The 14850-nt window shown below is 43.6% G+C and carries 12 protein-coding genes, 2 tRNA genes and 1 riboswitch; of the genes, 4 read left to right on the forward strand and 10 right to left on the reverse strand.

Annotated features, from left to right (window positions below; genetic code table 11):
* Positions 1–326: 326 nt before the first annotated feature.
* From nusB to ribD, 5 genes are all read right to left on the reverse strand, one after another.
* Positions 327–737, reverse strand: a complete 411-nt coding sequence (gene nusB / locus MUP17_05625; GenBank protein ID MCJ7458452.1) for a transcription antitermination factor NusB — start codon at positions 735–737, stop codon at positions 327–329.
* A 196-nt stretch (positions 738–933) separates the two neighbouring features.
* Positions 934–1398, reverse strand: a complete 465-nt coding sequence (ribE, locus tag MUP17_05630; protein ID MCJ7458453.1) for a 6,7-dimethyl-8-ribityllumazine synthase — start codon at positions 1396–1398, stop codon at positions 934–936.
* A gap of 26 nt (positions 1399–1424) precedes the next feature.
* Complete coding sequence (locus tag MUP17_05635) at positions 1425–2645, reverse strand: bifunctional 3,4-dihydroxy-2-butanone-4-phosphate synthase/GTP cyclohydrolase II (protein ID MCJ7458454.1); 1221 nt, start codon at positions 2643–2645, stop codon at positions 1425–1427.
* A 231-nt stretch (positions 2646–2876) separates the two neighbouring features.
* Positions 2877–3515: a riboflavin synthase gene (locus MUP17_05640; GenBank protein ID MCJ7458455.1), complete on the reverse strand. Its 639-nt coding sequence runs from the start codon at positions 3513–3515 to the stop codon at positions 2877–2879.
* Between the two features lie 3 nt (positions 3516–3518).
* Positions 3519–4598 carry a bifunctional diaminohydroxyphosphoribosylaminopyrimidine deaminase/5-amino-6-(5-phosphoribosylamino)uracil reductase RibD gene (gene ribD, locus MUP17_05645; GenBank protein MCJ7458456.1) on the reverse strand — a complete coding sequence of 360 codons (1080 nt, stop codon included), beginning with the start codon at positions 4596–4598 and terminating at the stop codon, positions 3519–3521.
* A 115-nt stretch (positions 4599–4713) separates the two neighbouring features.
* Positions 4714–4843: riboswitch (FMN riboswitch) on the reverse strand.
* A gap of 543 nt (positions 4844–5386) precedes the next feature.
* On the opposite strand from ribD, the gene MUP17_05650 reads away from it, so the two are divergent.
* Positions 5387–6472, forward strand: coding sequence for a hypothetical protein (locus tag MUP17_05650; protein ID MCJ7458457.1), 1086 nt, complete (start codon positions 5387–5389; stop codon positions 6470–6472).
* Between the two features lie 149 nt (positions 6473–6621).
* Here MUP17_05650 and MUP17_05655 read toward each other — a convergent pair.
* A tRNA-Leu gene (locus MUP17_05655) sits at positions 6622–6707 on the reverse strand.
* A gap of 376 nt (positions 6708–7083) precedes the next feature.
* On the opposite strand from MUP17_05655, the gene MUP17_05660 reads away from it, so the two are divergent.
* The 3 genes from MUP17_05660 to MUP17_05670 all read left to right on the forward strand — a co-directional run bounded on the left by MUP17_05660 (position 7084) and on the right by MUP17_05670 (position 10016).
* The gene (locus tag MUP17_05660; protein ID MCJ7458458.1) at positions 7084–8463 is read left to right on the forward strand and encodes an insulinase family protein; all 1380 of its coding nucleotides are present in this window, start codon (positions 7084–7086) and stop codon (positions 8461–8463) included.
* Positions 8460–9773 carry an insulinase family protein gene (locus tag MUP17_05665; GenBank protein MCJ7458459.1) on the forward strand — a complete coding sequence of 438 codons (1314 nt, stop codon included), beginning with the start codon at positions 8460–8462 and terminating at the stop codon, positions 9771–9773. Before MUP17_05660 ends, MUP17_05665 begins: the two co-directional genes overlap by 4 nt.
* A gap of 170 nt (positions 9774–9943) precedes the next feature.
* A tRNA-Ala gene (locus MUP17_05670) sits at positions 9944–10016 on the forward strand.
* 586 nt (positions 10017–10602) lie between these two features.
* Here MUP17_05670 and MUP17_05675 read toward each other — a convergent pair.
* The 4 genes from MUP17_05675 to MUP17_05690 all read right to left on the reverse strand — a co-directional run bounded on the left by MUP17_05675 (position 10603) and on the right by MUP17_05690 (position 14648).
* Positions 10603–11847, reverse strand: coding sequence for an Nramp family divalent metal transporter (locus MUP17_05675; GenBank protein MCJ7458460.1), 1245 nt, complete (start codon positions 11845–11847; stop codon positions 10603–10605).
* Positions 11848–12164: 317 nt separating this feature from the next.
* Positions 12165–13409 (reverse strand): CBS domain-containing protein, encoded by a 1245-nt coding sequence (locus tag MUP17_05680; protein MCJ7458461.1) that lies wholly within the window; start codon positions 13407–13409, stop codon positions 12165–12167.
* 32 nt (positions 13410–13441) lie between these two features.
* Entirely contained in the window at positions 13442–13597 is a 156-nt protein-coding gene (locus MUP17_05685) for a DUF5668 domain-containing protein (GenBank protein MCJ7458462.1), read from the reverse strand.
* A 532-nt stretch (positions 13598–14129) separates the two neighbouring features.
* Positions 14130–14648 carry a nitroreductase family protein gene (locus tag MUP17_05690; GenBank protein MCJ7458463.1) on the reverse strand — a complete coding sequence of 173 codons (519 nt, stop codon included), beginning with the start codon at positions 14646–14648 and terminating at the stop codon, positions 14130–14132.
* Positions 14649–14850: the final 202 nt, after the last annotated feature.

Raw genomic sequence — 14850 nt, forward strand, 5'->3', positions numbered from 1 at the left:
ATAAGAGCAGGCAATGAACTCTCCACAATCCCAGAAAGAAACAGTGGGTGCCATACAGTAAAGGTAAACCAAGAAAACAAATAAAAACACCAATGCCGATAACCAGACATTTATCGGGTCTTTCTTATACCAGCGGATGATGCTCATAGGATTAAACCTTTATATGCTTCGACAGCTCCAAAAGTTTTAAATATACACCCTTTAGTAAATTTGTCAATCTTTTCCTGTTCAGAAAGACGTAGGGGTTCAAAATTTTGAACCCCTACAATTACAATCCTTGTATCGTTTACATCAGTTCAAAACCTCCGCCACGCGATAGAACCAGATCATGTTTTCTTAATCTTCTTGGCTACGGCATCCAAAACCCCGTTTACGAAAGAGCCGGAATCCTCAGATGAATACTTTTTAGCCAGCTCAATAGCTTCATCTAAAGATACTTTTACTGGAATATCATCTAAGTATAAAAGTTCACAAATACCTATCCTTAAGATATTCTTATCCACCACTGCTATCCTGGAGAAATCCCAGTGCTGAACGTTCTTCTTTATCAGCTCATCGATTTCCTTCTGGTGCTCAATTACTTTCTTGAATAGTTCTCTGGAAAAAAGTTTGGACGAATTGTCAAGCTCTATTTGGGACACAAGGTCGCTGAACACCTCATCCGGCTTCTTACCGCTTATCTCCCAGCAATAAAGCGATTTCAAAACCAGCTCTCTTGCCTCTCTGCGTTTACCCATATTTTAGCCTTTAGGTCGTAGCATTTAGATTTTTTTCGTAGGGCAACCCTTCAGGGTTTCTTATATCCTTGTTGCAAGGCTGAAGTCTTCGCCAGGATCCTGTGGACAAGACCTTGTCCGGATTTGGATCCATTGGAACGGCCTCGCCCTACGATTCTTCGGCTTTTGACTTTAGCCTTTAGACTATAGACCTTTTTTAAATTTGTTCAAACAGGTTCACCATCTCAATTGCCGAGAGTGCTGCATCCCAGCCTTTATTACCAGCTTTGGCCCCTGCCCTTTCAATAGCTTGTTCTAAATTCTCGGTGGTGATAACCCCAAATATCACCGGCACACCTGTCTCCAAGGTTATCCTGGCGATATTCTTGGTCACTTCACTGGCGATATAATCATAATGCGGAGTATCACCCTTTATAACCGCACCCAGGCAGATCACCGCATGATATTTCTTGCTTTCTGCCAGTTTAAGCGCAGCATAAGGAATCTCAAAAGAGCCTGGGGTCCAGACGATGGTGACTTTTCTCTCATCTGCACCGTGGCGGTAAAGACAATCTAAAGCTCCATCCAAAAGCCTGTGGGTGACGAACTCGTTAAAGCGCGAGACCACCAGAGCAAAGCTCTTATCCTTGGCGTGCAGGTCCCCTTTGATAGTTTTGGGCATAAAACCTCCTTTAATTTTTTTTATCTTCAATTCAAAGGTAAATTATTTATCTTCAACAGGTGTCCTAATTTATCCCTCTTGGTCTCCAGGTATTTTAAATTCTCCGGAGTAGGCTCCATCTCCATAGGAACTCTTTCTATCACTTTCAAGCCATATCCCTCAATACCGACTATCTTACGAGGATTATTGGTGATCAACTTGATACTGCTCAATCCCAGATCAACCAGGATCTGAGCCCCAATGCCGTAATCTCTTAAATCGGCCTCAAAACCTAATTCTAAATTCGCTTCGACCGTATCCATACCTAAATCCTGCAGCTCATAAGCTAAGATTTTGTTGGACAGACCTATACCCCTTCCTTCCTGCCGCATGTAGAGAAATACCCCTATTCCTTCTTTCTCTATCATCGATAGGGCAGTGGTAAGCTGGTCTCCGCAATCGCACCTTTTGGAATGAAACACGTCCCCGGTCAGGCACTGGGAATGAACTCTTACCAGAACGTTCTCTTTTCCTTTGACCTCGCCTTTTTCCAGGGCTAAGTGATGATGCTCGTCAATGGAGCTTTTATATAGGTGCAATTTGAAATTCCCGAAATGAGTGGGGAAATTAACGCTTACTACCCTTTTGACCAGTTTCTCATTTTTTCTCCGGTATTCGATGAGGTCTTTTATGGAGATAATCTTCAGGTTAAATTTCTGAGCCATCTCTTTTAGCCTGGGCAGTCGTGCCATATGCCCATCCTCATCCATTATCTCGCACAGAACTCCTGCCGGATAAAGCCCTGCTATTCTGGCCAAGTCAACTGCCGCCTCGGTGTGACCTGCCCGGCTCAAAACCCCGCCATCTAATGCCTGTATCGGGAAAATGTGCCCTGGACGCGCCAGTTCCTCTGGCATAGTTTTATTATCGATCAATGCCCCAATAGTCTCCGCCCGGTCATGGGCTGAGATTCCCGTAGTGGTGTTGCGGATTGCATCTACAGAAATGGTGAAACGGGTTCCCATCTTAGCTGTGTTCACCCCGACCATAGGGTGAAGATTCAGCTCATCCAATCTTTTACCAGTAAGAGGAATGCAGATTAGTCCCCGGGCATATTTGGAGATGAAGTTAATCGCCTCCGGGGTTGCCTTTTCAGCCGCCATTATCATATCCCCCTCATTCTCCCGGTCAGCATCATCCACTACAATGACTATTTTCCCTTTTTTTATATCCTCAATCGCCTCTTCAATCGAGTTAAGCTCTGACATAAAACACCTCTTTCAATTTCGCTGCTCGCTAATAGCTATTCAATTTAGTCATTTCCATCTTTTTCAACGCGTAGCGGAGGTTTTAGACCTCCACGCCAAGCCCTAAAGGCTCGGCTACGCGACTCTTAATATAGCTTGTAGCTGGTAGCTTTTTTCCTTTCGTCTTACGTTTAACCTCTTCATCTTACTTCTTTCTTTGACTTTAGACTTTAGCCTAAAGCCTTTAGACTTTTAAAGTCTTTGTTCCAGCCATTCCTCAGTGATTTCACTTTTCTTAATCTCTTTTTCCTCTAACATTCTTTTGACGTACTTTCCGAAAAGGTCAAATTCGAGGTTGACTATATCTTTCGCCCTTTTATCTCGCAAGTTAGTCATCTTCAGGGTAAACGGTATTATTGCAACAGTAAAAGAGCTTTTCTTCAATTCAGCTACAGTCAAGCTTATCCCCTCGATTGCTATTGAGCCCTTTTCCACTACTAATGCGGAATAGTCCGGAGGCAGGGAAAATTTAAATATCGAACTGTCACCATCCGAGCTTACGGATTTGATCTCTGCTGTGCAGTCCACGTGACCTGTCAAAAGATGTCCTCCCAATCGGTCCGATAATTTCAAAGCCCTTTCTAAGTTCACCCTATCCCCTTTCTTTAGCAGGCCAAGATTGCTCCTTTTCAAAGTCTCCTTGACTGACTCGACTACAAAAGAATCTGGTTTGACCTGTATTACCGTCTGGCATGCACCATTGATGTTAATGCTTTCCCCGATCTGCAGACCAACCAGAATCTTTTTTGCCTTTATCTCCAATTTCCTGCTTTCAGCCCCTGAAGTGATTTTCTTGATTTCACTAATTTCTTCTATGATGCCAGTAAACATTTCTTAATTCCTCCAGTCAGGATATCCGACTAAAAGGTAATCTTTATAAAATTTCTTGAGGGTTAAATCTTTGAGTTCCAAAGAATCCTTTATCCTTTCAATCTTCAGGTCACCAAAGGTATCCAATCCTTCTCCTATGATTTTTGGAGAAAGAAAATAATAGAATTTATCTACGAGCCTTTCCTTGAGAAACGAGGTGAAAGTCTCTTGCCCACCTTCCACTAAAATCGAAGCTATCCCTTCCTGACCTGCTTTTTTTAAGAATTTCCTGAGATTGATCTGGTCTGATTTGGTTTTTTCTATCTCCCAGATTTTCGCTCCGCAGCCTTTCAGAAAAGGAGTGATTTTGGAGGCGACGACAATTGTCTTACCGTCTTTATTATCACACAGGATTCTGGAATTTGGCGGAATAAATCCGTTTGTAGTCAAGATAATTCTCTTGGGATTTATTCCTCTTTTCTCACGAATAGTCAAGCCCGGATTATCTTTGAGTATGGTTTTGGACCCCACCAAAACCGCATCCACCTTGCCTCTGAGCCGGTGCACGTAATCGCGGGCATCCTCAGAAGTAATCCATTTTGAGTCGCCCGCAGGGGTGGCAATCTTACCGTCCAGGCTCTGGGCAACTTTTAAAATCACAAACGGAATTCCTGTTGTCATATATTTCAGATAAACCTCATTTAACCTTTTCGCTTCATCCGCCAGCAGTCCTAAATTTACTTTGATCCCTTCATCCCTTAATCTCTTAATCCCCTTCCCGTTCACTCTGGGATTTGGGTCGAGCATCGAGCTAAAAACTTTTTTTATTCCTGCCTTGATTATTGAATCCGTGCACGGAGGAGTCTTTCCATAAAAAGAGTGCGGCTCCAAATTCAGATACATCGTCCCGCCTTGTGCTCTTTTGCCAGCTTGTTTCAAGGCATTAACCTCCGCGTGAGTCTTTCCGAATTTCCGATAATAACCTGAGCCAACTATTTTGCCGTTGTTGACAATCACTGCACCCACCATCGGATTGGGAGAGACTTTCCCCTCACCTCTGCGGGCGAGCCCCAAAGCTAATTTCATCAAATCTACATCCTGCATAGAGCCACCAATCCTAACGGATCCGCTTCTCGGACAAAAAAACCCCGACTTTCTTCGGGGTGGGGCTGGGTTATTCTCAAGCCTTTAGACTATAGACTTTTGCCTATAGCCTTTTTTCTCCCTTCTCTCATCCGGACTTTAACCGTCGGCACTGGAATTTCACCAGCTCAGTCCCCCCGCCGCTGGCGGGGAACGCGTGGGCTTTACCACCGATCGAGGAATTGCACCTCACCCCGAAGGGTCACAAGCATTATACAACAAATACGAAAAGAGTCAAGGATTTTTTGAATTGTATTAAACTTTCCCTAAGCAATCTGATTTACACACAAATGCTTATATTACCTACAGTCACCTCGTACTCAGAGGAATTGAAAGGAAGGGTACTATGTTTACTTCTACTAATATCCCTTGACCAGAATCTTTTTCAAAAAATATCCTAAGCATAAATTATATTTGGTTTACGCACGTGAATGTTTGATGCATAAGGATTTTCTTGCCTGTCAGTAAGATTTTTGCTGCAATCGTGGACCTCATTCCTCATTCAAAAACTATAACCAAGATATTCCAACAATCAAGAGGATCATTGTCAGCATTTCAACTTGACTTTTTCTATTTTTGCATTATTTTAGCAATTGATAGATAGATACGGAGTCGACATCATAACTGAATCCTTGACTTTAGAGGTACATATAGAGGGCTAATCATTTTGTATTGAGAGTCTTCTAATCTAAAGCCATTAAAGATGAGAATATAAAGGAAGTCAAAAGCTATTACTCTTTGAGGCGGGTATGGGACGTATCTACACATTAAGTGGACCGTCCGGTTCTGGTAAGACGACCTTTCTGCTCTCTTTATTCTCGCAACGACGTTCTGATATAGTCTTGCTTCCGCGATACACTGACCGACCAATGAGGGAGGGCGAGGATGAAGGATTCGAGCATTACTTTATCTCGTATCCTGGCATTCTTCAGAAACTCTTCGCAAATGACTTTATCCACATAGAGAAGTGGGGTGACTATTATACAGCAATTGAATCCCGAACAATAGAAGATGCACTTGAGGCCGATCATGACGGCATTATACTAACGTCAGTCTTTGGAGCGGCACGACTACGCGCTACCTACGGTTACAGCGTATCGTGTCTTTATCTCTGGACTGGTTTACGGCCATCCCTGCTCAATCCGCGTTGTCTAGATGACATGTCTCCCGAAATTCTGGAATTAAAGAGAAGAATCCGGAAAAAAATCGCAGAAGATCGCTTTTCTGAGTACGAGAAGGCGTCATTGACAGATGATGGATTTATTAACAAGCGCATGGTCGACAACTACTTAGACATTGCTGCAGTAAATGGCCGATTGCGGGCAGGCGAAGACATAGTCGTTCTACACAATCTTCCTGATAGACTCGATGAAGCGCTAGAAACGTTCCAGAAATTACGCGATTCTCTTAGCTCGATCGCACCTGGAACGCTTAGGCGACGAGGTGGCGGATGTTTCGTGCTGATGCCGTTTCGTGACGAACTTCGTCCTATCTACGAAGACCACATCTTCAAAGTGTGTCAGACATTAGGGATTTCAGTCACGCGTGCCGATCAGATCTTTTCGATCAAGCCTATAATGGAGGATGTACGAGAAGCTGTCATCACCGCACGCTACATTATAGCTGATCTAACGGACAATAATCCCAATGTGCTATACGAACTTGGTATATGTCATGCGCTAGGTAAAAATGTGATTCTAATAACTCAAAATCCCGACGTTCCATTTGACATACGTCACATTCGCCATATTCGGTATGAGTACACGCCACGTGGCATGCAAAAATTTGAACTGGTGTTGTCCGAGACCCTTCGAGCTCTCCAAAACCGTATCTGACATATTACACGTGTAACGGATTAGTTCGATCTCACCAAAAACCTGAAGGTTTATACTCCAGAAAGTCAGATTGCAGTAGACAGTCCCAGTATAGTCTTTTAAAGACCTTTCTTCAAACTCCAAACGCCAAACTCCCAACTTGATTTCAATGCCGGAGGTCGGAATCGAACCGACATGAGGTTTAAGCCTCACCGGATTTTGAGTCCGGCGCGTCTGCCAATTTCACCACTCCGGCGGGGAGGGAAGTGATTAGTGAAGAGTGATTAGTGATTAGACCGCACCACTCAACCACTTAATCAATTCAAGTTCCAAGGCACAATTATATCGAATTATCGATTCTTGTCAAGTTTTCTTTTTCTAATATATCCAAAAAAAGAGCGCCTCCGATCGAGAAAAGTCAAGGCTGAATCTTCATACCATCTGATTGGGTCTTTCTGATTTTTCACATCTTTCTCATCCCACTTCTCACATCTTACGTCTCACTTTTTTTAACTTTAGAGTTGACACCCGTCTCCTTTTTCTGTAAAATTGGAAAGTTTATGAAACCGGAATCGGAATTTTTCAGTATAAGAAATAAAAAGGTGTTAAACTTTTAATCGGTCGGAGGTTTTATGCGTTACAAAAAGATTCTCTTGTGCTTTTCTTTTTTTCTCTTTCTTCTTTTCTCCTTATTATACGCTCAGTCTGAAACTGGACCCAGAGGTAAAGACGGGATTTTCACTGCAAAACTGGACAACGGCCTGGAAGTAATCGCTATTGAGAATCATACTGTTCCTTTGGTAACAATCTCCATAGCTGTCAAGAATGGTGCCTATACCGAGCCACCTGAGTACAATGGACTTTCCCATCTGTACGAGCATATGTTCTTCAAGGGAAACAAAGCTATTCCGAATCAGGAGAAATATATGGAGCGACAGAGGGAATTAGGGATGGTCTGGAATGGAGGCACTTCTACCGAGTATGTGAACTATCATTTCACCCTCTCCAAAGACAGCCTGGTGCCAGGACTGGTCTTTATGAAAGATGCCATAGAGACCCCGCTTTTCAACCAGGCAGAGCTGGAGAAAGAACGGGAGGTCGTGTTAGGCGAGTATGACAGAAACGAGGCAACCCCTTCCTTTCATCTTAACCAGGCAATTGGAAAGAAGCTCTGGTACAAGTATTTCAGCAGAAAAAATGTCATCGGGGATAGAGAAATTATAAAAACAGCCACTCCTGAAAAGATGATGACCATTCAGAAAAGATATTATATCCCCAACAACTCAGGCTTGATTGTCTCAGGGGACATAGAGCATCAGCAGATTTTCAAGCTGGCAAAGGAGCTGTTTAGCTCCTGGGAAAAAGGACCTGATCCTTTTAAGGAATATCCTATACCGGTTCACCCTCCTTTGAACAAAAGCGAAGCGGAGATAGTTGACCAGCCGGTGAAAACGGTCACCCTGGAAATCGCCTGGCAGGGGCCGAGCCTTTCAAAGGATCTCAAGTCCACCTATGCCGCAGATGTTTTTTCTTACATTTTGTCACAGGATAACTCAAGTTTTCAAAAAAATTTAGTGGAAACCGGGCTGGCTCTATTCTGCAATCTAAGTTATTACACTCAGGAACACACTGGCCCTATACAAATCACCGCTCAGACCACTCCGGACAAGCTCCTCCAGCTTAACAAAGCCATAATGCAGGAGGTCTCTAAATTTGAGCAGGACGATTACTTTTCAGACGACCTTCTGCAGTATGCGAAGAATAAACTGGCAGTTGATGATATTTACACCCGGGAGACCGGCAGCCAGTTTGCTTTGAACCTGGGCTTCTGGTGGTGCAGTGCCGGAATAGATTATTATTTAAATTATGTTGACAACCTGAAGAAAGTCACCCGTGCGGATATAAAAAAATATGTGGACGCTTATATCAAAGACAAACCTTACGTCATCGGGGTGATGCTTTCTTCTGAGAACCAATCCAAGATTAATTTAAAACCGGAGGATTTACTGTGAAAAAATATCTTTTCATCCCGGCATTTATAATCCTTGCAGTCTATCTTTTTTTACCACCGCTTCTTTTAGCCCAGAAGGACGTGGTAAGTTTTGAGGTCAACGGTTTGAAGGTGATCTTCAAGAAAGTTCCCACTAACCAGGTGGTTTCAGCCAATCTATATTTTAAAGGTGGAGCCCAGCTTTTATCCGATTCAACCCAGGGGATAGAGCTTTTTCTTTTGAACAGTTCCAAAAGAGAAACCAGGAACTTTCCTAAGGACGTCTTGAGCGCGGAGCTGGATAGAATGGGTTCGCAGATAGGGGCAGAGGTTTCCAGCGACTATTCTACCTTAAGTTTAAGATGCATCACCGACTATTTTGACCGTTCGTGGGAGATCTTCTCAGACGTGATATTGAACCCGGCTCTCTCTGAAAAGGAGATCAACTTAGTCCGGCAGCAGATGATCAATGCGGCTAAAAATGAGAAGGAAAACCCTGATCCCTACATTCAGCAAATCTCTGAAAAACTTTTCTATGTTGACCATCCCTATTACAACCGCATCCGGGGAACAGAGGAATCTCTTGCCAGGATAAGTCCTGAGGAGCTGAAAACCTTCCATAAGGATAATCTTGTTAATTCCAGATTACTTCTGGTAGTCGTGGGAAATTTGGATGAGAGTCAACTCAAGATAAAAATCGAGAAAACCTTTTCCCAGCTTCCGGCAGGAGATTTTAGATTTAACCAGCCGCCTTATGCACCTAAGGTTCAAAGGCCTGAGTTAAGGATAGTTGAAAAGAAACTCCCTACCAATTACATCATGGGATTTTATCATGTGCCCAATTTATCCCAGCCCGACTATGCGTCTATGAAAATAGCCTTATCCATCCTGGACGACCGTCTGTTTGAGGAGCTACGAACTAAAAGGAACCTTACCTATGCTGTAAGTAGCGGGATGAGTAGCCGGCTTTCCAATTTCGGATACCTCTACATAACCACAGTTGATCCGGACTCCGCTATGAGAGTGATGTTAAGAGAGGTAGATAAACTCCAGTCTAATCCAGTTTCCCAGAAAGAGCTCATTGATGCCGTAAATGTATTTCTGACTAATTACTATCTGGGATTGGAGACAAATCGCTCCCAGGCAGATTTCTTGGCCAGAGGAGAGATCTCCGGAATAGGCTGGCAGGGAAGTTTTAAATTCGTTGCTGAAACCAAAAAGTTGACCCCGAAGGACATAGAATCTGCTGCTAAAGCTTACATCCAGGATATCCATTTCGGGGTATTGGGAGACACTACCAAAATCGACCAGGCTGTTTTCACTTCCAAGTAACCAGTAGGGGCGACCCGCCGGGTCGCCCCTACACTGCCGTACCCCTACCACGTAGAGAAATCTTGACAGATTTTCCTTGACAACTCTTCGCCAGTTATTATTATTGTTCTTGTTTTTTGGCTTTAAACTTTGAACCTTTTAACCCTTAAACCCTTGAGCCTTGTTTTTCCGGGGCCGTAGTTCAGTTGGGAGAACGTTTGACTGGCAGTCAAAAGGTCACGGGTTCGACCCCCGTCGGCTCCACTTTTAAAAGATGATTTGATTTAAAAACTCTTTCTGACTAAAGGATTTTAGATTTATCCCGATAATCTTGTAAAAAGCATCGGGGCAAATCCAATCGGTAATAAACACAGATGACTTAGATTAAAACGACATAAAGATTTTTGATTATGGGGATAGCCATTTGAGGTAGCGTTTTCCCTAGCCCCCCTACGTTATCTCAATCTAAGCTGTCCCCATTTTATTTAGGCGGTAGGGGCGTATTGCAGTTCAACCGGCTCACGGTTCTGAGCGAAGACAAAGAGCAATACGTCGCTACCTTCTCCGATTGAACAGGCAAGATGCCTGTTCCACCAATCCCAGAACCGGTAGACCCGGGTTGCCCCCAACCTGGGCATGTTTTTTTACTTAAGAACGACATTTTGCAGGGAATCAGTTGTAGGGGCGTATGCAATACGCCCCTACCGCCTCAAGGTGTGATTCATACTTTTTTTTAAAAATGTAGAGACGCATGGCTATGCGTCTCTACTGGTAAATGCCTAAAAAATGTCGGGCATAAAGCCCGACGCTACGAACTACGACCTCTGTGATTTGTAGCTTAATCTGATACTCATCCCCTGAGCATTGAGATCAATAAACCAAAACTCAGCAAAATCAAGCCGATCACCGTTGCCCAGGAGAGGAAATTATAAACTCTTTTATTGACATAATCCCCCATCAGCTTTTTGTCGTTTATCAAAACCAGGATGAAGATCAAAAGAACTGGTAAGACGATCCCGTTTATCACCTGGGAGATATACATCACCGGGAAAAGAGGAATTCCGGGCAGAAGAATAATCCCGGCACCAAAGAAAATTAGAAGTGAGTAAAGCCCGTAGAACTGGGGTGCCTCGGAGAATTTCTTATTCACCCCGTTCTCCCACCCCATCCCCTCACAGACTACGAAAGCAGTCGAGAGTGGTAAGATGGACGCTGCAAATAAAGAGGCATTTAAAAGCCCGAAGGCAAAAAGGTATGAGCAATACCTTCCAGCTAAGGGTTTCAGAGCCAGAGCCGCATCTGCTGCATTGTTGACTGGAATACCAGCTTTGAAAAGCGTTGCCGCACAGGTGAGGATTATAAACCCTGCTACTATGGTAACAATAAAACTTCCCAGAATGACGTCAGCTCTGGAATGTTTGTAATCCTTTACTTTTATATTTTTTTCTACCACTGCGGCCTGCAGATAGAACTGCATCCAGGGTGCAATGGTCGTTCCCACCAGTCCCATGAGCATGCCCAAGCGTCCGGCTGAAAACTCCAATTTTGGAACGAGCAGGCTGTCTTTGACTGAACCCCATTCTGGTTTGGCTAAAAAACCAGAGATAATATAGCCTACATAAAATAAACAGGCGTATAAAAAGACCTTTTCCACTGACCTGTAAGTCCCTTTCACTACCAGAAGCCAGACAACAAAAGCAGCCAACGGTACTGAGACATATTTGGGAACATTAACAATCCCTAGGCTTGAAGCCACTCCGGCAAACTCTGCAATCACGTTTCCAAAGTTAGTCAGGAGTATTGCTAGAAGAAGATAAAAAGTGATCCTAACGCCGAACCTTTCCCGAATAAGGTCAGAAAGTCCTTTACCGGTTACCACCCCCATCCGGGCGCTCATCTCCTGGATTATCACCAAAACCACCATTATTGGAATCAAAGACCAGAGTAAACCATAACCGTAATTGGCGCCTGCCAGGGTATAGGTGGTTATACCGCCAGCATCATTATCCACATTGGAGGTGATAATCCCTGGGCCCACTACTGCCAGGAAGATTAGAAGGGTTTTCCAGCGAGATTTAAAAAAGCTCTCTCTCATATTCTATGAATTTATTATTTGGAGCTAAAGTTTTGCCTTTCTTTGGCAACCTGAATGGTGTGTTGAAAAGAAATCCACCCTGTCATTCTGCGGGAGTCCAAATGGACGACCGAAGAATCTCTTTGAGCGATATGGAGATTCTTCCCCCGCCAAAGGCGGGGTCAGAATGACACTCTACTGATTACAGTTTTTCAACAGTCCCTAAAGGTTTATACTCCAATTGATATTTCAAAATTCTTTTATGTTCTGTCAGGACCTCAGTCCTGACAGCAGAAACAGGCGTCAGGAGTAGCTCCTGACGCAACTAATAAGTTGGTTTAAAATTCTTTGTATTTTGATTCCACAGCATCACGCAGGGTAATTATCCCAGTAAGATGATTTTCCTCATCCGCCACCGGAATTGCCATAAACTTATATTTTTTAAAAATCTCCTCCACCTCTTTGACGTCCTCGTCCGGCTTGACCTTGATCAAATGGGTGTTCATGAGCTTGGATAAGGGCGCCTCATTAACGCACAAGAGGAGATGTCTTACCGTCAACACTCCAACCAGATGATTTTCTTTATCGGTAACGTAAAGATATGCGATCGTCTCCAAAGGGTGAGTGGTTTTTCTGAACTCGTCGATTGCCTCGCTGATAGTCTTATCCTCCTGTATAGAGATAAAATCTTTGGTCATTATACTTCCCGCAGTTCCTTCCTCGAAGGTCAACAGCTCTTCTAACTTTTCGCGGTGAGGTTTTTCCATGGTCTGGATGAGCTTGCTTTTCTTCTCTTCTGGCAGGTCAGCCAGAAAGTCTGCGGCTTCATCCGGTGCCATCTCCTCTAAAATATCGGAGGCTTTTTCTTCTGAGGCAGACTCGATCAAAGAAGCCTGAAGCTTTGGGTCAACTTCCTCCAGGGTTTCGGCGGCAGTCTGGGTGTCCAGAGATTTAAAGACCGTAGCTCTTTTCCCCTGGTCCAGATCCTCAATTATGTCCGCCAGGTCAGAAGGATGGAGTTCGTGTAGTTTCCTTAAGGTAACGTTAAGTATCAGATTCTTTTTCTGAGGGTCGCTGGCTAAAGGCTGAACGTATTTCCAGGAGATCATCTTCTCCGGCAACTGATAGGCGAAAAACCAGTTGGTGAGAAAATCCACGATCTTAATCCATCCCAGACGTCTGAAAATCCCCCTCATCCCGAAATCAATGTGCACAATCTGCAGCTCTCCATTTGCTATCAGGAGATGGACGTCGTTTACCCTCTCGATCTTTGCCCCGTAAGTGTCCACCACCTGCTTATCTAAAAGTTCCTCTTTAAGGAGTATCTCCCCCTCGTTCAGTTCCAGGGGTTTAAATTTCTTCTCTGCCTCCGGTTTCAAAGTGATGATATTGCCATTTAAACTCTCGACTTCGGACCAGTCTAAGGCTAAAGGAGTTTTAGTGCTTCTTTCCTTGACTCTCAGGGTGATCACCATAGGGAAAAGCTCCCCCATCTTCACTTTCAGGTCCACTAATTTCCCCAGAGATTTTCCCTCAGAGTCGATGACCGAGCGGCCCAAAAGCTCAGAGAAAAACAGAAACATTTTTAGTCCAGGATCTTGCATATTTTATATAATCAATAAACTAGTTTTTTAATTCCCCAGATAATCAGTATCAGGGGCCAGAATCTCCAGATGTCACCGCTTATGTATCCAAAGTTATTTAAGAAAAACAACAAACCAATCACAATCAGTATTAGCCCGGTAAAAACTGGTCTTCTATTTTCTGACATTTACACCTCCATTAAATATATCGACTAAATTTTTGCCAAGATATTAACTCTTTATCAGCTTGTCAAACAAAAAATCGGAAGGAAATGACTAATAAAGATAACCAATGTTGAATTGTAGGGGCGAGGTTTCCTCGCCCTTAACTGGAGTGCAAGAGCTTGCTCTTGCTTGTCTTTTATGCTCTTCGTTGGTGTCTTCACCAACGAAGAAAAGAGGTTTTCTCCATTGGTCTGGAGACCAACCGAGAGCAAATTGGAGTATAAACCTTCAGGTTTATAGGTAAAGCTAAAGTCTCAAGACCTTGAGGCTTTACACTCCAGCGTTCTTTTTAGTCTGTTCCATCAGGAGTAGCTCCTGGCGGAACAGCACAATCAGATGACGGATTACCGATGACGAATAACGGATTCAAGATAGCATTGCTTTTCGTTGGTGTCCTCACCAACGAAGAAAACATTCTTCTCTGTTGGTCAGGAGACCAACAGAGAGCGAAAGTCCTCTCCCAGCACTTGAACCCTCGGCTCCTTGAATCCATGCTTATTCAACCTCTTTCACCAGATCGTCAATCTTTCGGCGAGGAGTCGTTTCCGGCTCTTCATCCGGATAACCGACAGGAAGAATTATTATAGGTCTTAAGGTTCCTGGCAAATTCAGAATCTTGCTGACCGCTTCTTCATCAAAAGCACCAACGATCACACTTCCCAATCCTAAATCTACTGCAGCTAAATGGACGTAGGCGGCAGAGATCGTAGCATCCTGGATAGAATAAAGTTCTGAGCCTCTTCTACCATATTTACGAGCTGACCTCAGGGGATCAGTACAGAAAACCAAGTCGACCGAAGCCTGGGCAATGAAATCCTGTCCATAAGCAGCTTTGGCTAAAGCTATTTTCTGGGCATTTTCCCTGACCAGGAAAATCTGATAAGCCTGCAAGTCTCCTGCAGAAGGCGAAGAGTTCGCCACAAAGAGAAGCTTGTCTAACTTTTCTTTTTCTATCTCTTTATTCTTAAAAGCCCTGATCGAATGCCTGTTTTTCACTACTTCAAAAAAATCCATAGTGCACCTCTTTCTCTTACCTTTTTTCTTAGAGCGACTTTGTTAGATTCTCCGAGCACCACTGCTCTTCGCAAGGCCTCTTGTTCCCTGTTTGCTGTCTCCTGTCTACTACCTACTTTTTCCCCTATCTACTGTCTACTTTTCTCAATCTACGAAAAAGAAACCAGCCGACCAATCATTTTTTCACAGAATTCTAATTTTT

The sequence above is a fragment of the Candidatus Zixiibacteriota bacterium genome (assembly GCA_022865345.1).
Taxonomy (GTDB): Bacteria; Zixibacteria; MSB-5A5; order MSB-5A5; family RBG-16-43-9; genus RBG-16-43-9.